20 protein-coding genes are annotated in these 22,471 nt (G+C 72.1%); 8 read left to right on the top strand and 12 right to left on the bottom strand.

Annotation, left to right across the window (positions count from 1 at the left end; translation table 11 throughout):
- Positions 1-94: 94 nt before the first annotated feature.
- Both EDF42_RS15195 and EDF42_RS15200 read left to right on the top strand, forming a co-directional pair.
- Positions 95-268: a DUF3117 domain-containing protein gene (locus EDF42_RS15195; RefSeq protein ID WP_123673120.1), complete on the top strand. Its 174-nt coding sequence runs from the start codon at positions 95-97 to the stop codon at positions 266-268.
- Positions 269-392: 124 nt separating this feature from the next.
- On the top strand, positions 393-1,121 hold the full coding sequence (locus EDF42_RS15200) for an AAA family ATPase (RefSeq protein WP_123673121.1): 729 nt from the start codon (positions 393-395) through the stop codon (positions 1,119-1,121).
- Between the two features lie 16 nt (positions 1,122-1,137).
- Here EDF42_RS15200 and EDF42_RS15205 read toward each other — a convergent pair whose 3' ends face one another.
- Entirely contained in the window at positions 1,138-1,770 is a 633-nt protein-coding gene (locus tag EDF42_RS15205) for an O-methyltransferase (protein WP_123294100.1), read from the bottom strand.
- Positions 1,771-1,834: 64 nt separating this feature from the next.
- Here EDF42_RS15205 and EDF42_RS15210 point away from each other — a divergent pair, with 64 nt between their 5' ends.
- On the top strand, positions 1,835-2,209 hold the full coding sequence (locus EDF42_RS15210; RefSeq protein WP_111084987.1) for a twin-arginine translocase TatA/TatE family subunit: 375 nt from the start codon (positions 1,835-1,837) through the stop codon (positions 2,207-2,209).
- Between the two features lie 80 nt (positions 2,210-2,289).
- Here EDF42_RS15210 and EDF42_RS15215 read toward each other — a convergent pair whose 3' ends face one another.
- The 5 genes from EDF42_RS15215 to EDF42_RS15235 form a co-directional block, all read right to left on the bottom strand.
- Complete coding sequence (locus EDF42_RS15215; protein WP_185040979.1) at positions 2,290-3,576, bottom strand: carbohydrate-binding protein; 1,287 nt, start codon at positions 3,574-3,576, stop codon at positions 2,290-2,292.
- A gap of 168 nt (positions 3,577-3,744) precedes the next feature.
- Positions 3,745-4,593 carry a bifunctional 2-polyprenyl-6-hydroxyphenol methylase/3-demethylubiquinol 3-O-methyltransferase UbiG gene (locus EDF42_RS15220; protein WP_123673125.1) on the bottom strand — a complete coding sequence of 283 codons (849 nt, stop codon included), beginning with the start codon at positions 4,591-4,593 and terminating at the stop codon, positions 3,745-3,747.
- 10 nt (positions 4,594-4,603) lie between these two features.
- Positions 4,604-5,764: a P-loop NTPase gene (locus EDF42_RS15225; protein WP_123673127.1), complete on the bottom strand. Its 1,161-nt coding sequence runs from the start codon at positions 5,762-5,764 to the stop codon at positions 4,604-4,606.
- Entirely contained in the window at positions 5,757-6,257 is a 501-nt protein-coding gene (locus EDF42_RS15230; RefSeq protein ID WP_111085044.1) for a DUF1003 domain-containing protein, read from the bottom strand. Before EDF42_RS15230 ends, EDF42_RS15225 begins: the two co-directional genes overlap by 8 nt.
- 52 nt (positions 6,258-6,309) lie before the next feature.
- Positions 6,310-7,629, bottom strand: coding sequence for a magnesium transporter MgtE N-terminal domain-containing protein (locus EDF42_RS15235; RefSeq protein WP_111084991.1), 1,320 nt, complete (start codon positions 7,627-7,629; stop codon positions 6,310-6,312).
- 83 nt (positions 7,630-7,712) lie between these two features.
- Between EDF42_RS15235 and EDF42_RS15240 the strand changes: the two genes are divergently transcribed.
- Positions 7,713-8,648 (top strand): general stress protein, encoded by a 936-nt coding sequence (locus EDF42_RS15240; protein WP_123673129.1) that lies wholly within the window; start codon positions 7,713-7,715, stop codon positions 8,646-8,648.
- Between the two features lie 31 nt (positions 8,649-8,679).
- Here EDF42_RS15240 and EDF42_RS15245 read toward each other — a convergent pair whose 3' ends face one another.
- Positions 8,680-9,168, bottom strand: coding sequence for a GNAT family N-acetyltransferase (locus tag EDF42_RS15245; RefSeq protein WP_123340716.1), 489 nt, complete (start codon positions 9,166-9,168; stop codon positions 8,680-8,682).
- A 9-nt stretch (positions 9,169-9,177) separates the two neighbouring features.
- Positions 9,178-10,662 (bottom strand): aminopeptidase P family protein, encoded by a 1,485-nt coding sequence (locus EDF42_RS15250; protein WP_123673131.1) that lies wholly within the window; start codon positions 10,660-10,662, stop codon positions 9,178-9,180.
- A 69-nt stretch (positions 10,663-10,731) separates the two neighbouring features.
- Here EDF42_RS15250 and EDF42_RS15255 point away from each other — a divergent pair, with 69 nt between their 5' ends.
- Positions 10,732-11,604, top strand: coding sequence for a PHP domain-containing protein (locus tag EDF42_RS15255; RefSeq protein WP_123673133.1), 873 nt, complete (start codon positions 10,732-10,734; stop codon positions 11,602-11,604).
- 177 nt (positions 11,605-11,781) lie between these two features.
- Here the strand turns inward: EDF42_RS15255 and EDF42_RS15260 are convergent, their stop codons facing one another.
- Positions 11,782-13,284 (bottom strand): DEAD/DEAH box helicase, encoded by a 1,503-nt coding sequence (locus EDF42_RS15260; RefSeq protein WP_123340719.1) that lies wholly within the window; start codon positions 13,282-13,284, stop codon positions 11,782-11,784.
- Between the two features lie 90 nt (positions 13,285-13,374).
- Here EDF42_RS15260 and EDF42_RS15265 point away from each other — a divergent pair, with 90 nt between their 5' ends.
- Positions 13,375-14,091, top strand: a complete 717-nt coding sequence (locus tag EDF42_RS15265) for a ferritin-like domain-containing protein (RefSeq protein WP_260213504.1) — start codon at positions 13,375-13,377, stop codon at positions 14,089-14,091.
- Positions 14,092-14,113: 22 nt separating this feature from the next.
- Here EDF42_RS15265 and EDF42_RS15270 read toward each other — a convergent pair whose 3' ends face one another.
- Positions 14,114-14,410, bottom strand: coding sequence for a hypothetical protein (locus tag EDF42_RS15270; RefSeq protein ID WP_123294090.1), 297 nt, complete (start codon positions 14,408-14,410; stop codon positions 14,114-14,116).
- Between the two features lie 4 nt (positions 14,411-14,414).
- Positions 14,415-14,639 (bottom strand): DUF3107 domain-containing protein, encoded by a 225-nt coding sequence (locus EDF42_RS15275; RefSeq protein WP_111084998.1) that lies wholly within the window; start codon positions 14,637-14,639, stop codon positions 14,415-14,417.
- 127 nt (positions 14,640-14,766) lie between these two features.
- Here EDF42_RS15275 and EDF42_RS15280 point away from each other — a divergent pair, with 127 nt between their 5' ends.
- Positions 14,767-17,922 (top strand): UrvD/REP family ATP-dependent DNA helicase, encoded by a 3,156-nt coding sequence (locus EDF42_RS15280; RefSeq protein ID WP_185040981.1) that lies wholly within the window; start codon positions 14,767-14,769, stop codon positions 17,920-17,922.
- Entirely contained in the window at positions 17,919-21,185 is a 3,267-nt protein-coding gene (locus EDF42_RS15285; RefSeq protein WP_123673136.1) for an ATP-dependent DNA helicase, read from the top strand. The genes EDF42_RS15280 and EDF42_RS15285 overlap by 4 nt, the downstream gene beginning before the upstream one ends.
- A 217-nt stretch (positions 21,186-21,402) precedes the next feature.
- Here EDF42_RS15285 and EDF42_RS15290 read toward each other — a convergent pair whose 3' ends face one another.
- Positions 21,403-22,401, bottom strand: coding sequence for a phosphotransferase (locus tag EDF42_RS15290; protein WP_123294087.1), 999 nt, complete (start codon positions 22,399-22,401; stop codon positions 21,403-21,405).
- Positions 22,402-22,471: the final 70 nt, after the last annotated feature.

The following is a 22,471-nucleotide window of genomic DNA, read 5'->3' on the forward strand; positions in this document are numbered from 1 at the left end:
CGCCGATCCGACACCCCCAACCTGGGCGGTTTCGCAGTTGCCCCATCAATACGAGATAATGAGCGGGCATGTACTGCACGAAAGGGGACATCTGATGGCAGCCATGAAGCCGAGGACCGGTGACGGGCCGATGGAGGCTGTTAAGGAGGGTCGACTCATCATCGTGCGGGTTCCGCTCGAAGGAGGAGGCCGCCTGGTCGTCTCGGTCAACGATGCCGAGGCCAAGGAACTCCATGACGCACTCGCTGAGGTCGTCTCGGCCTCGTAGTCGAAAGCACCAGAACGACGGGTCCGGAGCGTGTACGCGCCGGGCCCGTCGTCTGCGTCTGGGGTGCCGCGCCGTCGGCGTCCGCGCCCGTCGCGCTGTCGGTCGGGTCCGGCAGGATGGCCTCGTGCCGAGGACCCACATGCCGATCCGCCGTGTCGAGGAGTACCGCGACCCGGACCCGATGCCGCGCGACGTGTGGCCAGCGACGCTGCCCCCGGTGCGGCAGCTGCTCGACGAGGGACTCGACCTCGACCCGGTGACGGTGTTCGTCGGCGACAACGGTGTCGGCAAGTCCACCCTGATCGAGGCGATCGCGCTCCGGTTCGGCATGTCACCCGAGGGCGGCTCCACCCTGGCGAACCACTCGACGCGTCCGTCCGAGTCGTCGCTGTGGCAGCACATCATCCTCCGCCGTGACTTCGGTGCGCCCCGCGGCGGGTTCTTCCTGCGCGCCGAGACCATGCACGGCTTCTTCACCTACCTCGAGGACCACCCCAACCACTCCCGCCCCGAGCCGGTGTTCCACGAGCGCAGCCACGGTGAGTCGTTCCTCGACTTCGTCATCGACCGCGCGCAGTGGCCGGGGCTCTGGATCCTCGACGAACCGGAGTCGGCGCTGTCCTTCTCCGGGTGTCTGACGCTCATCGCGCTGCTGCGGTCGATCGTCGACAGCGGGGTCGGGCAGGTCGTGCTCTCGACGCACTCACCGGTCCTGGCGGCGTTCCCCGGCGCGACGATCCACGAGGTCGGCGAGTGGGGGTTCCGGCGCACCGAGTGGGAGGACCTCGACCTGGTGCGCAACCAGCGGTCGTTCCTCGAGTCCCCAGAGCGGTACCTGCGGCACCTGGAGTGACCGGTGGGGACGGCTGCTACGCGGTGACCTTCGTCAGCTGCAGCAGCCCGTCGCCGGCCGGCGAGAGCGCACTGCGCACCGCACCTGACGTCGACACCTCGGTCAGCAGCAGCCGGAAGTCGGTCGTCGCCCGGTCGCGCTTGACGGGGTCGGCGACGCGTCCGCGCCACAGTGCGTGCGGCACCAGGACGGTCCCACCGAGGCGCGCGAGCCGCAGACCGTGCTCGACGTACTCGATGACGTGCTCGGGGTCGGCGTCGACCAGGACGACGTCGTACGACGCCTCGTTCATCCGGGGGAGCACCTGGTTCGCGCGACCAGGGATGAGCCGGATCCGAGCGGGGGCGGTGCCGGCACTGATGTAGGCGTCGCGGGCGAACTGCTGGTGGTCGACCTCGACGTCGATGGTGGTCAGGGTCGCGTCCGGCGCGCCGCCGAGCAGGTACAGCCCGGAGACTCCCAGGCCCGTCCCGATCTCGATGATGCTCGTGGCTCGGGAGGCTGCGGCGATGACGCCGATCTGCGCGCCGATCGCGGGCGAGATCGCCTCGACACCGAGCTCCAGGGAGTGCTCACGAGCGCGGGCGATCGCCTCGGACTCCGAGACGATGTCCTCGGCGAACTTCCAGTTCGACTCTTTCTCTGACACGCACACTCCGTTCGGTTGACAACTCTAGGGGTGCATCGGAGCCGTACGGGTTAGGCTCGCTCACGTGAACATCCCGCTCGACAAGATCCTGATCATCGGGATCATTGCCGTGCTCTTGCTCGGGCCGCAGCGCCTGCCGATGTACGCCCAGAAGTTGGCCGAGTTCGTGAAGGCCGTCCGCCGGTTCGCCGACACCGCGAAGGAGCGGATGCGCGACGAGATGGGCCCCGAGTTCGACGACATCGAGTGGCAGAAGCTCGACCCGCGACAGTACGACCCACGCCGGATCATCCGCGATGCGCTCCTCGACTCCGGCAGTGCCAGCAGCGCCGCCGCGGTCCAGACCGCGCAGGTGACCGCCTCCAAGGTGCGCGCGACGGCTCCCGTCGTGCCGTTGGCTGCGGGAGAAGCGCCACCCTTCGACGCGGAAGCGACCTGACGCCCGTCACCTGACCGGACGGCAGACGGGAGGCCCGTGGCGGATCCGCCACGGGCCTCCCGCCCTTCCTGTGGTGACGTCTACTTCAGGTCGGCGAGGAAACGATCCGTCCAGGCGAGTGCCGGTGCACTCGGGACGGAGCTGCACGTGGACGACGCCGTGGTCGAGGCGCAGGGCGTGTCCCGGTCGAGCGACCAGTAGTGGATCCCGGCGAGGCCGTTCGCCTTCGCGTAGGCGGACAGGGTGTCGACGTCGGCGAGGGTGAAGACCTCGTCGGTGGTGTCGTTGACGCCGATCATCGGGGTGACCTCGATCTTCGACGACGCGATGCCGTACGTGTGCTGCAGGTTCGTCACGGCCTGGATCGACGACTTGCCCATCTGGCATGTGGAGCCGGAGAGCACGCAGTTCGCGGCGGTCGCGCGGCCGAAGTCCATCGTCATGAGGTTGATCGTGTAGTTCGTCAGGGTCGACGCCTTGATCGCCTTCACGGTGGCGTCGCCGGTGCTGTTCAGCCCGCCGTACGAGCCGTCGCTGGCGGCCAGGGTCGCGAGCGTGAACGAGAAGCGCATGCCCGGGTACTTCGCCTGGGCGAGGGCTGCGGCGCTCACCAGGTTCTGCACGTCGGCGGCGGACTGACCGCTCTCGATGTCGAAGTCGACGCCGATCATGTGCGGGGTCGCGTACCGGGCGATGAACGACTGCAGTGCGGCGCCCGAGCACTTGAACGAACCGGCGGCTCCGCCGGTGCTGACGATGTAGTTCACCCCGGCGGCATCGAGCTTCGGGATGTTGGCGTTCGCGAAGGCATCCGCCGCGACGCCGCCCCAGTTCTCGCTGCCGCACGTGCCGGTCGCGAAGGCGAGGGTGATCGCCTTGAGGCCGGGCTCGCGGGTCGACACCAGGCTGTTGCTCGAGCCGACCACCGGGATCCGCGTCCCGGTGACCGCGGTGTTCATGACGTTCGTGTTCCAGTCGAGGTTCACGGTGATGTCCTTGTACGGGCTGAACACCAGTCCGCTGGCCGTGCCGCCGCTCCCGCCCGTGCCGGGGGTCGTCGTCCCCCCGCCGGGAGGAGTGGTGCCGCCGCCCGTGCCGGAGCAGGCGCCGGTCGACGTCCACGGCTGGCCGCTGCCCGTCGCCCCGGCGTGCGTCGCGGGGTCGTCGCCCTGCGTCCACCAGTTCGCGGTGTAGTTCGATCCGTTCTCGCTGACGGTGGCACCGCCGGAGTAGGCGGTGCCGGCGGTCCACGCGGTCGCGCACGACGGCGTCGCGGCGATGGCCGGTGCTGCGGCGAGTGATCCCCCGGCGATCACTGCGGCGACGGTGGCCACGAGGCCGATCCGTACTCGGGTGTTCTGGTTCACACGGTTCTCCTGTCCTCGGCCGGACGTCGTCGTCCGGCGGGTGGAGCCCAGGCGGTCACATTCCGCAAGGGCATTGTGCAATGCCCTTGCATAATGCTCCGGGGTGGAACGACCTGTCCATGAACGAACGTACAGGCGTGCGCCGAGCGGATGGCAGGACGCCCGTCGTCAGTCGCGGGTGGCGACGATCGTGTACGTCAGGGGGACCCGGTCGCGATCGGCGTCGGGCCACGCCCACGAGCCGTCACCGGTGTCCTCCATGCGGGGACTGAAGCGCCAGGGCAGGGTGCGCCCCTCGTCCAGGCGGCGGAGTCGGAGTCCGGCGTCGAGCAGGGCGTTCACGATCTCGGACAGCGGGTGCGGCCACTCGAACGTACGGGTGTTCGCCACGGTGCCGTCGCCGGCGTAGGTGCCGGCGTCGTCCCACTGCTGCGCGGTGCCGTCCGGGAAGTACCGGTACCGGGTGACGAGTTCGTCGGCGGTCTCGTCGAGGGCGTAGAGCGCGGGGTGGCCGTCGCGGATGAAGAACACCCCGCCCGGGCGCAGCAGGCCGGCGACCTGTGCTGCCCAGCGGTCGAGGTCGGCGAGCCAGCAGATCGTGCCGATGCTCGTGTAGACGACGTCGAAGTCACCGGTGACCGCGGCACGGGCGTCGAGCACGTCGGTCTCCACCCAGGTGACGTCGAGGCCGAGCCGTGTCGCGAGGCCGGCGGCGGAGGCGAGCGCCGCGGGGGAGAAGTCGACACCGGTCAGTCGGGCACCCTCGCGGGCGAGCGACACGGTGTCGGTGCCGATGTGGCACTGCAGGTGGCAGACGTCGAGGTCGGCGAGCGTGCCGTCCGGCAGCCACGGCGTCAACACCGGCAGGTCGTCGCGCACGACGTCGGAGCGGTGCGCCGGGTCGGACAGCTCGTCCACGGCGTAGGCGCCCTCGTGGATGGGGACCCGGTCGTCCCAGTTCGCCCGGTTCGTGTCGCGGGCGCGGTCCCAGTCGACGCTGACGTGATCCATGCTCATGCTGATGAGCCTAGGACAGCGAGAGACCCAGCTTCCGTCCGGCCAGTCCGCGCCCCATCGTCGTGATGCCGTCGGCGATCGCGGCGAGGGCGACGGCCGCGGGGTCCTCCGGCGCGCCGAGGACCACCGGCAGGCCGGTGTCCCCGCCCTCGCGGAGCGGCACGGACAGCGGCACGCTGCCGAGCACCGGCACGGGGGCGTCCTGCCCGCGGGACAGCCGTGCGGCGGTCTCGGCGCCACCGCCCTCGCCGAACAGGTGCAGGACCGAGCCGTCGGGCTGCACGAGCCCGGCCATGTTCTCGATGACCCCGATCACCCGCTGGCCCGTCTGGCGTGCGACGATCCCGCTGCGCTCGGCGACGTCGGCCGCGGCTGCCTGGGGTGTGGTGACGACGAGGACCTCGGCGTGCGGGAGGAGCTGGCCGACCGAGATCGCGACGTCGCCGGTACCGGGCGGCAGGTCGAGCAGGAGGACGTCCAGGTCGCCGAAGAACACGTCGGTCAGGAACTGGTTCACGGTGCGGTGCAGCATCGGGCCGCGCCAGGACACCGCGGTGGAGGCGTCGTCGACGAACATGCCGATCGACACGACCTTCACGTCGTGGGCGACGGGCGGCAGGATCATGCTGTCCACCCGGGTCGGACGCGGCGCGACGCCGTGCTCGTCGGTCAGTCCCATCAGCCCGGGGATGCTGAAGCCGTGCACGTCGACGTCGACGACCCCGACCCGCAGGCCCCGGCGGGCGAGCGCGACGGCGAGGTTGGCGGTGACCGTCGACTTGCCGACGCCGCCCTTGCCGCTCGTGACGGCGATCACCCGGGTGAGCGAGTCTGCCGTGAACTGGATGCCGTTCGGCCGGCCGGCCCGCAGGCGTTCGGTCAGCGCGGCGCGCGTCGCGGGGGCCATCACCGACACGTCGACGTCGACCGACGACACCCCGTCGACGGAACCGGCGGCGACGCGCACGTCGCGCTCGATGGTGTCGGCGGCGGGGCACCCCACGATCGTGAGCTGCAGGTCGACGCGCACCGCGCCTCCTGGCTGCACGTCGACCCCACGGATCATGTCGAGCTCCGTGACGGGCCGACGGATCTCGGGGTCGATCACGCGGCCGAGCGCAGCGAGGACCGCCGTGCCCAGCTGCTCGTCGGCAGGAGCCGCCTCAGCCACGGGTGGAGCTGCCGGGCTCGTTCGCGTAGCCGGCGTCGTCGGCGTCGCGCCGGTCGAGTTCCTCGAGCAGGGACCGCAGCTCGGCGCGGATGAAGTCCTTCGACGCCATGTCGCGCATCGCCAGCCGGAGCGCGACGACCTCGCGCGCCAGGTACTCGGTGTCCGCCAGGTTGCGCTCCGCACGCTGCCGGTCCTGCTCGAACTGCACGCGGTCGCGGTCGTCCTGCCGGTTCTGCGCGAGCAGGATGAGCGGGGCGGCGTACGAGGCCTGGAGCGACAGCACCAGGGTCAGCGCGGTGAAGCCGATCGCGGCGGAGTCGAACTGCCACGGCTTCGGCGCGAGGGTGTTGTAACCCATCCAGACCACACAGAACAGGGTGAGGCCGATGAGGAACCACGGCGTGCCCATGCCTCGTGCGATGCCCTCCGTCGCGCGACCGAACGTGTCACCGCGTCCGCCACGACGGCGGGTCGGGAGCACGCGCGTGCGCATGCCCTTGGGGGAGTCGAGGCGGACGTCGGAGCGCTCGCGATCACGACGGTTCTCATCCGTTCGGGCCACGGGTGGTCCTCCTTCCCGTCGTCACGGGTGTCTTGCGCGGGCGTTGGCGTGGAAGCGGTGAGGGTTCCCCCTCGCCCTGACTTCGCCAGTCGTCCGGCAGGACGTGGTCGAGGACATCGTCGATCGTCACCACCCCGACGAGGCGGTGGGCGTCGTCGACCACGGGGACGGACAGCAGGTTGTAGGTCGCCATCACGCGGGTGACCTCGGCAGCGCTCGCGTCGACCCGGACCGGTTCGGTCTGCTGGTCGATGAGCGTGCCGAGCCGTTCGTTCGGCGGGTAGCGGAGCATGCGCTGGAAGTGCACCAGCCCGAGGAACCGACCGGTCGGCGGCTCGTACGGCGGCAGCGTGACGCACACCGCGGCACCGAGCACCGGGGCGAGGTCGTGGCGGCGGACGAGCGCGAGCCCCTCGGCGACGGTCGCGTCGGCGGAGACGATGACGGGCTCGGTGGTCATCAGACCACCGGCGGTGTCCGGCTCGTACTCCAGGAGCATGCGGACGTCCTGCGCCTCCTCCGGCTCCATGAGCTGCAGGAGCGCCTCGCTCCGTTCGTCGGAGAACTGCGCGAGGACGTCGGCGGCGTCGTCCGGCTGCATCTGGTCGAGCACGTCGGCCGCGCGGGAGTCCTCGAGCCGCGACAGGATCTCGACGCGCTCCTGGTCGGGCATCTCCTCGAGCACGTCGGCCAGCCGGTCGTCGGGCAGCTCTTCGGCAACCTCGAACCGGCGTTCCTCCGGCAGGTCGAGCAGCGTGCTCGCCAGGTCGGCGGGCACCAGGTCGGAGTACGCCGCGATGACGTGCTCGGCGGACTGGGCCTCGCCGGGGAGCTCGTCCTCGGTGACCTCGTTCCACGTCGCGAAGGTCGTCGGGCCCTTGCCGAACGGTGACGGGGTGGTCTTCGGCTTGCGGAGGAAGAGCTGCGCGACCTCCCAGTCACCCTGCCCGCGGTCCTCGATCGCGACGTCCTCGATGGTGGCGCGGATGCGCTGGTTCTTGATGAGGACCTTGCGACCGAGCATCTCGGCGATCACCCGGACCTCGCCGCCGCGCTGCTCGAAGCGGCGCATGTTGACGAGCCCGGTGGTGATGACCTGGCCGGCACCGATCGAGGTGATGCGGCCGACGCTGACGAAGATGCGGCGCTTGCCCGGCACCTCGACGATCAACCCCACGACGTGCGGGGGATCGGCCCGGCGGTAGACCACCAGGACGTCCCGGACCTTGCCCACGCGGTCGCCCGCGGGGTCGAAGACGGAGCACCCGGCGAGGCGGGCGACGAAGACCTTCGTGGCGCTCACCCGACCCAGCGTAGTCGGTCGCGTGCTGGCGCTTCCCCGGCGGTGCACGTGCGATTGCAAGGTGCGCGGTGAATGATGGCTGTGTGAGCAATCAGAGTCCCTTCGCCGGCAGGACCGCCCAGGCCTTCCCGACGCTGCCCAAGGGCGACGTCCTCGGCACGTACGACAGCTACCCCGATGCGCAGCGCGTCGTGGCGAAGCTCGCCGACGCCGACTTCCCGGTCAACCAGCTCTCGATCGTGGGCAACGACCTGAAGACCGTCGAGCGCGTCACCGGCAAGATGACCTACGGCCGTGCGGCGATCGCCGGAGCACTGTCCGGTCTCTGGCTCGGCATCTTCTTCGGCATCGTGCTCACCCTGTTCTCGCCGAGCTCCGGCGGCCTGATCCTCGCCGCTGCGATCATCGGCGCCGCGTTCGGCATGCTCTACGGCATCGTCTCGTTCGCGATCACCAAGCGACAGCGCGACTTCACGAGCGTCCACCAGGTGCTCGCCACGAACTACCAGATCGTCGTCAACCCGCAGCTGACCGGTCAGGCGCAGCGGATCCTCGGCGAGCACGGCGCGACGCCGTCCACGCACTGGAACGAGCAGCCCCAGCAGGGCGCCCCCGGCGCACCGGTGCAGGGACAGCAGCCGTGGCGTCCCGCCCCGCCGCAGCAGCAGTCGCCGTACGGCGGACACGCGACACCCCACCAGCAGCCAGGAGGCCCGCAGCAGCCCGGCACGTCGGCCCCAGGCGGTCAGACGGATGCGCCCACGGCGCCGGGTGCGTCGAGCGCGCCGCGGTACGGCACGAACGACGGGCCCCGGTACGGCGAGAACGCCGACCCGTCCGCTGCCGCTCCCGCCGACCGACCCACCTCGGGTGGGCCGGCGATCCCGGAGCGTCGTCCGCAGGACCCGCCGCAGTACGGCGAGCGGGTGCCCGGTGCGACGCCGCCGGCACCGTCGTCTTCGTCGACCCCGTCGTCGCCGTCATCGCCGTCGTCCCCGAAGGGCGACGAGCGCGCCTGACGCCTGCGTGCTCGGGGCCGGTGTGCTCGGGCTACAGCACCTTCGAGTAGCAGATCGACAGCGGGGCGCCGACGTACGGACCGAAGTTGGCGATGCGCGTGAATCCCTCGCGCTCGTAGAACCCGACGGCGCGCTTCTGCTCGTTCCCCGTCTCGAGCACGAGCGCCGGTGACCCGAGGTCCAGCGCGGCCTCTTCGAGCCGGCGCAGCAGCGTGGCCGCCACACCCGAGCCGCGGGACTCCGGCCGGACGTACATGCGCTTGATCTCGGTGATGCCGTCGTCGACGACCCGCAGTCCGCCGCACGCCAGCGGAGTGCCGGCCTCGTCGCGCGCCAGGAAGAACACCGCGATGGAGTCTGCCGTCGGCTTGTCGCCGGGTTCGGTGTCGCCACCGTAGGCACGGTCGATCTCCAGGCGCTGCGCGGCCCGGAGTCGCTGCGCGTCGGGGGAGTCGAAGTGCTCGACCTCGATCGAGAACTGCGGCGTGCGGGCGTCGGAGGAGGCGTCGGGCGTCGTCACCCGCTCAGGCTAGCGGCCGGAGCGGGCGATCCACCCCTCCACTTCCGAGGGGGTCCGGGGGATGCCGATCGACAGGTTCTCGGCGCCGTCCTCGGTGACCAGGATGTCGTCCTCGATCCGGACGCCGATGCCGCGGAACTCCTCGGGCACGGTCAGGTCGTCCTGCTGGAAGTACAGACCGGGCTCGATCGTGAACACCATGCCTGGCTGCACGACGCCGTCGATGTACATCTCGCGACGGGCCTTCGCGCAGTCGTGCACGTCGAGGCCGAGGTGGTGGCTCGTGCCGTGCACCATGTAGCGGCGGTGGAACTGGTTGTCCGGTTCGAGCGACTCTTCTGCCGAGACGGGCAGGAAGCCCCACTCGGCGGTCTTGCGGGCGATGACCTCCATCGCCGTGGCGTGCACCTGGCGGAACGTGATGCCCGGCTTGACGATGGCGAACGCGGCGTCTGCTGCCTCGAGCACTGCGTCGTAGACCATGCGCTGCACGGGCGAGAACGTGCCGCTGACCGGCAGCGTGCGGGTGATGTCGGCCGTGTAGAACGAGTCGACCTCGACCCCGGCGTCGATGAGGATCAGGTCACCCGGCTGCACGGCGCCGTCGTTCCGGGTCCAGTGCAGGATGCAGGCGTGGTGGCCCGAGGCGGCGATCGTGTCGTAGCCGACCGTGTTGCCGTCGGCGCGAGCCCGACGGTTGAAGGTGCCCTCGACGATGCGCTCGCCCCGCTGGTGTGCCAGGACGGCGTCGAAGTCGGCGATCACGTCGTCGAAGCCGTGCTTCGTCGCGTCGACGGCCTTGCGGAGCTCGCCCACCTCGTACGCGTCCTTCACCAGGCGCTGCTCGGACAGGTCGCGGGCGAGGACGTCGTCGGTCGCCGGTGCGTCGTCGGTCTCCGGTGCGCCGCCGACGGCGCTGCCGAGTCGTGCGTCGAGCGTGCGGGTCAGGTCGTCGTCGGCCTCGCGCACGAGCAGCGCCGAGGCGTCGAGTCCGTCGGCGACGTCCGAGAAGGCACCGAGGTCGGCCGTGGCCAGCCCGAGGTCGGCGGCGACGGCGTCGAGCGAGGGACGCGGGCCGACCCAGAACTCGCCGATCTCGGGGTTGGCGTAGAACTCTTCGGAGTCACGACCGGCCGTGGCGCGGAAGTAGAGCGTGGCGTCGTGCCCGGAGCCGTTCGGCGACATCACGAGGACGGAACCGACGACCGTGTCGGTGCCCCACCCGGTCAGGTGCGCGAAGGTGGAGTGCGGGCGGAACGGGTAGTCGCAGTCGTTCGAGCGGACCTTGGCCTGCCCGGCGGGGACGACGATCGTGCGGCCCGGGTGCAGCTCGGAGATGCGGGCCCGACGCTCGGCGGCGAAGGCGGCCTGTTCGCGGGGCTCAGGGATCGTCTGCTCGCGGTCGGCCCACTGCGACCCGATGAAGTCCTTGAAGGTCGAGGACCCGGGGGTCGTGGAACGGTTGCTCGTCGCGCGGGGAGTCGTGTCGGCCATGTCCCCATCATCGCACCGCGCTGCACCGGCGTCCTGTGCGGCCCCTCACCTGTGGATAGCATTGTCGACGTGCCCGACCCGTTCATCGACCTGCACGCGCACTCGAGTGTCTCCGACGGCACCGAGCGACCCGCGGAGCTCGTCCGAGCGGCCGCGGCCGCCGGCCTGGACGCCGTCGCGCTGACCGACCACGACACGACCGCCGGTTGGGCCGACGCGTCCGAGTCCGCACGCGAGCTGCCGCTGACGCTCCTGCCGGGTCTCGAGCTCAGCACGCGCATCGGCTTCCGCAGCGTGCACGTCCTCGGCTACCTGGTCGATCCGCACGACCCGGGCCTCGTCGAGGAGACCGACCGCATCCGCTCCGGCCGCCTCTCCCGCGCGCACCGCATGGTCGACCGCATCGGCGAAGACCACCCGATCACCTGGGCCGACGTCCTGGCCCAGGCGAGCCCCGGGGCCACCATCGGCCGCCCGCACATCGCCGACGCGCTCGTCGCGCGGGGCCTCGAGTCCGACCGGAGCGCGGCGTTCCGCGGCATCCTGCACCCGGCGTCCGGCTACTACGAACCGCACGAGGCGCCGTCGCCCCTGCGCGGCGTCGAACTCATCCGACAGGCGGGCGGTGTGCCGGTCATCGCGCACCCGGCAGCCTCGTCGCGGGGGATCGTCATCGACGAGCCGATGCTCCGCGACCTCGTCGACGCCGGGCTCGGCGGGCTCGAGGTGGACCACCGCGAGAACCTGGCGCACGGCAAACGCACCCTGCTCGACTGGGCGTCGCGCTACGGCTTGTTCGTCACCGGTTCGAGCGATTACCACGGCACGGGCAAGCCGAACCGGCTCGGCGAGCACCGGACGGCTCGGGTCGCGTTCGACGCCATCCTGTCCGAGGCCACCGGCAGCGCCCCCGTGGTCGGCCCCGGCTCGCGCCTGTCCTGACCCGAGGCTCGTCTCACCGAAGCGACAGTTGTCGCTCGGCGCGGCCTGACCTCTCCGCGAAAGCGACAGATTCCCGCCGACAGTTCGCGGCGATCTGTCGCTTTCGCGGACGCAGTCGGCGGGTGGGGACGACGAAGGGCCCGTCGCGTCAGCGACGGACCCTTCGGTCTGGAGGCGCTACTCGCCGTCCGACGAACCCTGCGGTGCCGAGGCGGTCGCCGAGGCATCGCCGGTGCCGGCTCCGCGACGGCGGCGACGGCGGCGACGCTTCGCGGCGCCGTCGGTGGTCCCGCCCTCGGTGGCCGACGTGTCGTCGGTGGGCGCGGAGGTCGGAGCCGCGGACTCGGCGGCGGGAGCCTGCGAGGCGGGCTGCTCGGAGCCTCCTGGCCGGGTGCGGCTGCGCGAACGCGAACGCGACGCGTCCCGCGGACCGGAGGCCGGACGGTCGCTGCTGCGCTTCTCGGCGGGGGCACCGGCCGACGCGGCGTGCGACGAGGCACCGGGCAGACGGCCCTTGGTGCCCTTCGGGATGTCGAGTTCCTCGAACAGGTGCGGCGACGACGAGTAGGTCTCGACGGGCTCGGGGATGCCGAACTCGAGGGCCTTGTCGATCAGCGTCCACTTGTGCAGGTCGTCCCAGTCGACGAACGTGACCGCGATGCCGGTCTTGCCGGCACGGCCGGTACGACCGGCGCGGTGCAGGTAGGTGTCCGGGTCGTCCGGGATCGTGTGGTTGATGACGTGCGTGACGTCGTCCACGTCGATGCCGCGGGCGGCGACGTCGGTGGCGATGAGCACGTCGCGCTTGCCGGCCTTGAAGGCGGCCATCGCGCGCTCGCGCTGCTCCTGGTTGAGGTCACCGTGCACCGCTGCGGCGTTGAACCCGCGGTCCTTGAGCTCCTCGACCAGCTTCGCCGCCGCACGCTTGGTGCGGGTGAAGATCACGGTCTTGCCGCGGCCCTCGGCCTGGAGGATGCGGGCGATGACCTCGTCCTTGTCCAGGGAGTGCGCGCGGTAGATGAGGTGCTTGATGTTGGCCTGCATGAGGCCCTCGTCCGGGTCGGTCGCCCGGATGTGCACCGGACGGCTCATGAACCGGCGGGCGAGGGCGACGATCGGCGCGGGCATCGTGGCCGAGAACAGCATCGTGTGCCGTACCTCGGGGATGGCCTGGAAGATGCGCTCGATGTCCGACAGGAAGCCCAGGTCGAGCATGCGGTCGGCCTCGTCGAGGACGACTTCCTGCACGTGGGACAGGTCGAGGAGTCGCTGGCGCTGCAGGTCGATGAGGCGCCCGGGCGTGCCGACGACGATCTGGGCGCCGGCCTTGAGCTGCTCGATCTGGCCTTCGTACGCCTTGCCGCCGTAGATCGCCGCGACGGTGGTCGGGCGGTTCGAGGTGGCGACCTCGAGGTCCTCGGTCACCTGGACCGCGAGTTCGCGGGTCGGGACGACGACGAGGGCCTTGACGCCGGGGGCCGGGTCGGCGCCGAGTCGCTGGATGAGGGGGAGGCCGAACCCGAAGGTCTTGCCGGTACCGGTCTTGGCCTGGCCGATGATGTCCTGGCCGGTGAGGGCGAGCGGGATCGTCTGCTGCTGGATCGGGAAGGGCTCGAGGATGCCCTTGCCCGCGAGCGCGTCGACGATGTCCTGCTCGATGGAGAGGTCTGCGAAAGTCAAAGAATCACCTTAGTTCTGGTGGAAGTCCGGGCCAGTCTACCGATGGGCGGGTGGAGCGGGGCGCGAGGCGGTTCCCGCTATGCTCTCCGGGTGGTGTCGTGGTGGAACCGGAAGCGCGCGGCGCAGCTCGCAGCAGCGTGGCTCGCGTCGCGGAACCCGCGCAACGCAAGCCAGGTCAAGCGTCTGGCGCTCGACGACGTCACCCCCGAGCTCGACGTCTACCTGGGCCAGGCGGCGTACCTGCAGCTCTCCGTCTACGAGACGATGGGTCGCGCCGGTGCCTCGGCGCCGACGCTGTCCGGTCGCCTGGTGACCGGTGTGCTCGCGACGACGGCGCTCGACCGGCACCGCACGATCGTCGCCGAGATCGAACGGGGCGGTTCGGACCCGGCGGAACTGATGGCGCCGCACCGCGAGGCGATCGACCGGTTCCTCGAGCGCACGAGCGGCGCGGACTGGTACGAGTCGATGCTGACCGGCTACGTCACGGCCGGCATCCTGAACGACCTGTTCGGCAACCTGCTGCGGTCGCTGCCGAACGACGTGCGGCAGCGGTTGCGCTCCGTGTTCGACGCGCGTGAGGAACCCGCGGTCGTCGAGGAACTGACCGCCCGCATCGAGGACGACCCCGAGGTCGGCTCGCGCCTGGCGATGTGGGGTCGGCGTCTGGTCGGCGACACCCTGCTCGTGGCGCGGTCGGCGTTGGCGTCGCACGCGCGCGAGGACCAGGAGCGGCTCGAGCCGGTCTGGACCGAACTGATCGCGGCGCACACCCGACGGATGGACGCACTCGGCCTGACGGCCTAGGCGCGGCGGTCCCGTGCTCGGCTCAGGCCCCGCGGGCCTTGAGTCGTTCGTAGTACTCGACGTCGCTCTTGTCGCGGCGCGTCCCGAGCAGCCACTCGACGACGAGGGCGACGACGCCCGCGCCGACCAGGGCCACGACCCAGATCCAGGTGGCGTCGTACCGCCAGCCGGCCCAGGTCAGTGCCTCCCACAGCACGGCAGCGGCGATGCCGCCCACGGCGGGCCCGATCAGGACGCCACGACTGGCGCGCCACGGCAGGACCACGTGCGCGATCCCGCCGATGATCAGGCCGCCGAGGACGGCGAAGAGCAGTTCCACGTCGTCAGGCGACGAAGCCGATGCGGCGTGCCTCTTCCGCGCCGACCTCGACGTACGCCAGGGCGGCGACCGGAACGATGAAGCGACGGCCCTTCTCGTCCTGGAGCGACAGGTGCGTCGCCTTCGACGCGAGGGCCTCAGACACGGCCTTCTCGATCTCGTCGGCGGTCTGGGCGGTCTCGAACGCGATCTCGCGCGGGCTGTTGATGATGCCGATCTTGATGTCCACGAGCACAGCGTATCCGAGCGGTCCCGGAGGACATCGGACGTTCGCCGCGGGCGCACTCGGCGGCCCGGGTACGCGCCGCGCCCGCGTCGGGCCGGATGGTGTCGGCGGTCGTGGGTACCGTACGAGCGTGCCGCAGACCACGCTGACGCCAGCCCCCGCAGACGTCGGCGTCGCACGCGCTCTGGTCGACGACCCGTCCCAGGCCGCCGTGCTCGCGCTGCCCGACGGCCGACACGCGGCGGTCATCGGCGCTCCCGGCACGGGCAAGACGACCACGCTCGCCCGGCTCGTCGCCGACCGGTTGCGCGGACCGCACGCGATCAGCCCCGACGGGCACGCCACCGTGCTCGCGCTGACCTCGTCGCGGACCGCTGCCACCGCCCTGCGTGACCGCCTCGCCGCCGCCGTCGACCGCGTGGTGCCCGGAGCGCTCGCCCGGACCGTGAACTCGTTGGCCTTCCAGATCGTCGCGCGCGCCGCCGCGGTCCAGGGGCAGGAAGCGCCCACGCTGCTGACCGGTGGCGAGCAGGACCGCATCATCGCCGACCTGCTCGCCGGTCACGAGCTCGACGGCACCGGTCCGGACTGGCCCGAACCCATCACCGCGGTGGTGCGCGAGCGCGCCGGGTTCCGGACCGCGCTGCGCGACGTCATGATGCGTGCGGTCGCGGCGGGCGTCGAGCCCGAGGACATGCGCGAGCTCGGCGACGAGGGCGGTCGACCCGAGTGGCGGGCCGTCGGTGACTTCGTCGACGAGTACCGGGCCTCGGTCACCGCGTTCCGTGCGACCAGCCTCGACTCCGGTGAGCTCGTCGCGTTCGCCACCGCCGCCGTGCTGCGGGGGGAGCTGCCCGCGAGCGTCGCCGCCCTCGGACTCATCGTGGTCGACGACACCCAGGAACTCGTCGAGGGCGAGGTGGCACTGCTCGGTGCGCTCGCCCGGTCCGGTGTGCAGGTCGTCGCGTTCGGCGACCCGGACATCGCCGCCTCGGCGTTCCGCGGGGCCGAACCGGACGTGCTCGGGCGCCTGGCCGTGCGGCTCGGCGTGGACCGGGTCGACGAACTCTTCCTCGGCACCGTGCACCGGTACCCCGCGCCGATCCGGTCATTGGTCTCCGGGATCACGGGGCGCATCGGCACGGCGGCGGCCGGTCGGCAGCGCGCGGCGGCGGCGAGTGACGAGGACGCCCGAGCCGACGCCGTCGTGCACCTCGAGGCGGCGAGCCGGTCGGCGCTGCTGGTGGCCGTCGCCCGACGGCTCCGGGAGCACCGCCTGCTCGACGGTGTGCCGTGGCACCGGATGGCCGTCGTCACCCGCAGCGGCGCCGCGATCCCCGAGCTCGTGCGTGCGCTCTCGGTGGCCGAGGTCCCCGCGACCGCCGGTGCCGCGCCCGTCCGCCCCCGTGACGACTCCGCGGCGCGGGCGCTGCTCGACGCCGCGGCGGTCGCCCTCGGGGTCCTGCCCCTCGACGCCGCCCTGGCCACGGCGTTCGCCACCGGGCCGCTCGGCGGACTCGACACCCTGGCGATGCGCCGACTGCGGCTCGCCCTGCGGCGCGAAGAGCTCGCCGGCGACGGCACCCGCACGGCCGACGAACTCCTGATCGACGCGCTCGGTGCCCCGGAGCGTCTGGCCACGGTCGACGCCGGCTTCGCCAGACGGGCGACCCGACTCGCACGCAGTCTGGTGCAGGCACACGCCGACGCCGAGGCCGGATCGAGCATCGAGGAGATCCTCTGGGGCCTGTGGGAACGCAGCGGCCTCGCGAAGTCGTGGGGCGGGCAGTCCGCAGCCGGCGGGGTCGGAGCGGGCGAGGCGGACCGGCACCTCGACGCCGTCGTCGGCCTGTTCACCGCCGCCAAGCGGTTCGTCGAACGCACCCCGGACGCCCCGGCCCGGGTGTTCGTCGACGACCTGCTCGGCGCCGACCTGCCCGAGGACTCCATCGGCCCCGACCGCACCGCCGGCCGGGTCCGGGTGCTCACCCCCTCGGCGACCATCGGACTCGAGTGCGACGTCGTCGTGGTGCTCGGGCTGCAGGACGGCGTGTGGCCGAACACCCGGGTGCGCGGCAGTCTGCTCGACCCGGACGGCCTGGTCCGTGCGGCGTCGGGGGCCGAGCGTTCGCCGATCGACGACCGCGCCGCGGTGGTCGCCGACGAACTCCGCTTGTTCGCCCGCGCCGTCTCCCGAGCGACCACGCAGGTCGTGATCGGCACCGTCGCCAACGACGACGAGTCCCCGTCACCGTTCGTCCGCCTGGTGCCGGTACCGCCGGACCGGCAGCCGACCGTGCACCCGCTGTCCCTGCGCGGACTGGCCGGGTCCCTGCGACGTCGGGTCGTCCTGTCCGGCGACCACGAGGCCGCCTCGGCGTTGGCCCGGTTGGCCGAGGCCGAGGTCCCCGGGGCCGCACCGGACGACTGGTACGGCCTCGCCGAGCCCACCACCGACGAGCCGCTGGTCGACCTCGACGCCGACCCGGCCCCCGAGGTCGAGGGCGGCGAACCCGTCGCGCCGACCGTGTCCGTCTCACCGTCGCGCATCGGCACGTTCGAGGAGTGCCCGGTGCACTGGTTCGTGCAGACCTTCGGGGGCGGTGCGCCGAGTCCGGCGATGGGGATCGGCACGATCGTGCACGAGGCGATGGAGCACGCGACCGAGATCGACGTCGAGTCGCTGTGGGAGCGGGTCGAGGCCCGGTGGGACGAACTGACCTTCGAGTCGCCGTGGGTGGCCGATCGGGAACGCGCGCGCACCCGCCGCATGATCGAGGGGCTCAGCGACTACTTGCGAACCTTCGCGGGCGCCGGCCGCCGGTTGCTCGGCGCCGAGACCTCGTTCGCCTTGGTCACCGGCCCCGCCCGGATGCGCGGCAGCATCGACCGCATCGAGGTCGACCCCGAGGGCCGCGTCAGCGTCGTGGACCTCAAGACCGGACGCTCGATGCCGAGCGAGAAGAACGACATGCCGGAGCACCCGCAGCTCGGCGCGTACCAGCTGGCGATCGAGGACGGCGCGGTCGAGGGCGTTCCGGCCGGCTCGCCCATGACGGACGCCCGACTCGTGTTCGTGCAGAACCCCCGCGGCGGGCAGGCCTACTCGGAGCGCACCCAGCACGCGTTCGACGCCGAGGCGCGCGACGCGTACCGGGAGCGCCTGCACGGGGTCGCGCGCGGCATGGCCGGACGGACCTTCCTGGCGAACGTGGACGACCACTGCGAGAAGGCCCGGACCGGCGTCGAGTGCCGCATCCACGTGGTCTCGGAGGTGACCTGGTGACCGACACGACCGACACGACCGACACGACCGACGCGACCGACGCGACGGACGTCCTCGTTGCGCCTGTGGTCCAGCACGGCGCCGACGCCATCGCCGACGCCCTCGGCCGCCCGCGCCCGACCGCTCAGCAGCGCGCCGTCATCGAGTCCCCGCTCACCCCCGCCCTGGTCGTCGCCGGAGCCGGCAGCGGCAAGACCGAGACGATGGCGTCGCGCGTGGTCTGGCTGCTCGCGAACGGGATGGTCCGCCCCGACGAGGTCCTCGGCCTGACCTTCACCCGCAAGGCCGCCGGCGAGCTCTCGGTGCGCATCAACGACCGCATCCGTGCGCTCGAGGACGTCGGTCTGATCACCCCGGGCGACGCCTTCGAAGCGCCCACGGTGTCGACCTACAACGCCTTCGCGAACGCCGTCTTCCGCGAGAACGCCCTGCTCGTCGGCCGCGACGGCGAGTCCCAGGTCCTGACCGAACCGTCCGCCTGGCAGCTGGCCCGCCGCGTCGTGGTGGCCGCGCGTGACGACCGTCTGGCCGCCCTCGACCGCGACGTCGACACCCTCACCGCGGCCGTCGTGGCGCTCGCCGGGGCCACGTCCGAGCACCTCGTCGAACCCGAGGACCTCCGCCGGTTCGCCGTCGAGTTCTCCGACCTGCTCGAACTGCCCGGCAACCGTGGCAAGCCGTACAAGGCGATCACCGACGCCGTCGCGGCGATCGGTGCGCTGGAGCCCCTGGCCGACCTGGTCGCGGAGTTCCGGCGGCAGAAGGTCGACCGCGGCTTCGTCGAGTTCTCCGACCAGATCGCGCTGGCGCTCGCCGCGGCCGAGTCCGCGCCGCGGGTGGTCACGGACCTGCGGCAGCGGTTCGGCGTCGTGCTGCTCGACGAGTACCAGGACACCTCGGTGGTGCAGACCCGGTTCCTCGCCCGGCTGTTCCGCGGGCACTCGGTGATGGCCGTGGGCGACCCGCACCAGTCGATCTACGGGTTCCGCGGTGCGAGCGCCGCGAACCTCGCACGCTTCCCGCACGACTTCGGCGGCACCGAGCCGGATGCGGTCCGGCCGGTGACGTTCGCGCTGTCGACGAGCTGGCGGAACCCGGTCGACGTCCTCGCGGGGGCGAACGCGATCGTGGCGCCGCTGTCCGAGGCATCCGAGGTCGACGTCGAGCGCCTGTCACCGCGACCCGGTGCGGACGCCGGGACGGTCCGGGCGGTGTTCCCGGAGACCCTGCCGGAAGAGGCCGACGAGGTCGCCGCGTGGTTCCAGGGCCACCGGAAGCGGAACCCGACCGGGTCGATGGCCCTGCTGCTCCGTGCCCGCAAGGACCTGGCGTCGTTCACCGCGGCGCTCGGAGCGCGCGCGGTGCCCTTCCACGTGCTCGGCACCGGCGGCCTGCTCCAGCGCCCCGAGATCGTGGACCTGGTCGCGTGCCTGCGGGTGCTGCACGACCCGGCTGCCGGCAACGACCTCATCCGGTTGCTCGCGGGTGCCCGGTGGCGGGTGGGCGCGGCGGACGTCGTCGCCCTGCACCACCTCGCGCGGTGGCTGTTCCAGCGCGACCACACCCAGCAGCGGCTCGACGACGAGCTGACGGCGGCGTTCCGCGCCTCGGTGGCCGCGGGGGAGCACGGTTCGATCGTCGACGCCCTGGACTTCGTGGCGACCGCACCGGACGAGCACGGCGCGCTCGACGGCATCACGCCCGCCGGCCGCAGCCGGATGCGGGCGCTCGGCACGCAGCTCGCGATGCTGCGGTCGCGGGCCGGCAGCGACCTGGTCGACTTCGTGACGCTCGTGGTGCAGGAGATGCGGCTCGACATCGAGGTCGCGGCGCACGAGCAGGGCAGCGGGGCGTACCTCGATGCCTTCATCGACGAGCTCGCCGGGTTCGTGTCCACCGACGACCGTGCCGACCTCGGCTCCTTCCTGGGGTGGATCGACGCCGCCGCCCGCCGTGACGACATGGGCCCGCGCTCCGAGGAACCCGAAGCCGGCACGGTCCAGATCCTGACGATCCACGGTTCGAAGGGCCTCGAGTGGGACGCGGTCGCGGTGCCGCGCATGGTCGAGGGTGGCCTGCCCGCGCGGCCGCAGGAGGGTTCGTCCGGGTGGCTCGGCTTCGGCCGTCTGCCGTACGAGTTCCGGGGGGACGGCGCCGAGCTGCCGAGCCTGGCGTGGCGCGGGCAGGAGACCCAGAAGGACGTCACGACCGCGATCGACGCCTTCAAGGAGCAGGTGAAGGCCCGCAACGAGGACGAGGAACGCCGACTCACGTACGTCGCGCTGACCCGTGCCCGCCACGACCTGCTCGTGTCCGGTTCGTTCTGGGCCGGCGGCGTGCGCCCCACCGAGCCGAGCCGGTACCTGCACGACCTGGTCGACGCCGGGGTCGTCGACGGCACCGCGGTCCCGGAGACCACCGTGTACGACGAGAACCCCCTCGGCGAGGACGGCGCGCAGCAGCTCTGGCCGCACGTGCCGTTCGGGCAGCGTGCGCCCCGGGTGCTGGCGGCGGCCGAGCGGGTGCGGAACGCCAACCCCGGTGCCTCCGGCCGGTACGCGGCCGACATCGACCTGCTGCTCGCCGAACGACGCGCGACCCGGAACGCGAAGCACGCGGTCGTGGTCCCGCACCGCGTGCCGGCCTCCGGCTTCAAGGACTACCTGACCGAGCCGGACACGGTGGCCGAACGCCTGCGGCGGCCGATGCCGGAGCGTCCGTACCGAGCGACCCGGCTCGGCACGCTCTTCCACCAGTGGGTGGAGCAGCGTGCCCGGACGGGCGGGTCGCTCGAGACCCTCGACGTGTGGGGCGACGAGCTCGACCTCGACGCCGATGACCTGGTCGACGCCTCGCCGGACGCCGTGGTCACGGACGACGACGCCCGACGACTGGCCGACTTCCAGGCCACCTTCGCCCGCTCACGGTGGGCCGGCCGCACGCCGGTCGAGGTCGAGCGGGAGATCCACATCCCGTTCCTCGGGCACAGCGTCGTCTGCAAGCTCGACGCCGTCTACGAGATCGACGGGCGTGCCGAGGTCGTCGACTGGAAGACGGGCAAGGCACCGTCCGGTGCCGACGACCTGGCCCGACGGACGCTGCAGCTCGCCCTGTACCGGGTGGCCTACGCCGAGTTCACCGGTCGACCGCTCGACCAGGTCGACGCCGTCTTCTACTTCGTCGCGGACGACCTCGAGGTGCGTCCGACCGAGCTGCTGGACCGTGCCGGACTCGAGCGCGCCTGGACGGCCGCGATCGGCTGACGGGCACTCGGGACACCGCGCTGCTGGGTCGCCGGGTCCCGGCTGATCGACGACGTGACCGCCCGGCAGACGTGACCGCTCGGCGGAGCGCCCCGCGCCCGTCCGGCAACGCACTGGAGGCCCGGTGCCGGCCCGCCGGACCGGCACCGGGCCTCCAGGCGGTCGCGGACACCGCGTCCCGTGCGACCGTCGTCGGCCGCCCGGCCGACGCGTGGGGTCAGCCGTGTCGGCGTTCGGTCGACGACAGCAGCTGCTCGACCTCGCCGATCTCCATCGTCTCGGGGGACACCGACTGCAGCGGCTCCGCGCTCGGCGCGTGCACGGCGTCGACCAGCCGGTGCATCATGGCGACCGCGTCGTCGACGACCTCGGTGCTCTTCGCCTGGACGCCGTGCAGCAGCCAGTGCGCCGTCTCGAGTTCGTGGTGCACGCGGGCGCGCTGCGCGAGCTGGCGGTCGCGTCCGCCCCCGTTCGCCTCGTAGGCGCTCAGGACGGTGTCGAAGGCGTCGCGTCGGCCGGCGAGCACCCAGGCGAGGTCCTTCGCCGGGTCGCCGAGTCGGAGCTCGCCCCAGTCGAGGATCCCGCTGACGGCGTCGCCGTCGACGAGCAGCACGCCGGTGCCGATCGATCCGTGCACGACGGTCGGGGTGAACTGCCACAGCTGCTGGTCGCGCGCGGCACCCTCCCACCGTTCGACCAGGGCGGCGGGCACGAGCTTGGTGGCGACGGCGCGGTCCATCACGGACACGGCGGAGCGCAGCACCTCGAACGGGGTGAGCGACGGCAGGCCGGCGTCCGAGACGAAGCTCGTCGGCAGCTGGTGGATCGCGGCGAGGGCGCGGCCGACGCTCGTGGCGAGCTCGGGGCGCTCGGCGAACGACGCGAGCGTCGGGTGCGCGCCCGGCAGCCGGGTGGTGACGATGGCGCGGGTCGATCCGATCGGCGCCTGACCGCGGTACTCGGCCACACCGAACGGGAGGCGCGTGCGGATCCCGGCGCTCAGCGCACGGATCGCGACGAGGTCGGCCGACTGCCGGGCTTCAGCCCGCTGGTTCCGGGGACGTCGGATGACCGTCAGGGCGCCGTCGGCGTCGCGGAGGAGAGCCGACTCGTAGTCGCCGGCCGCGGCCGAGCCGAGCGTGCGCGTGCCCGTGACGACGAGGCCGGGCACGGCCGTCGTCGCCAACGCGGCTAGAGTGAACTGGGATCCCGCCATGCCCTCAGGGTAGGTGCGTGACGCCTGCACCGGTGCACGCCACGCTGTTCCCGAAGCCTTCCCAGTACGC

This window comes from Curtobacterium sp. PhB172, assembly GCF_003752545.1.
Classification (GTDB): Bacteria; Actinomycetota; Actinomycetes; order Actinomycetales; family Microbacteriaceae; genus Curtobacterium.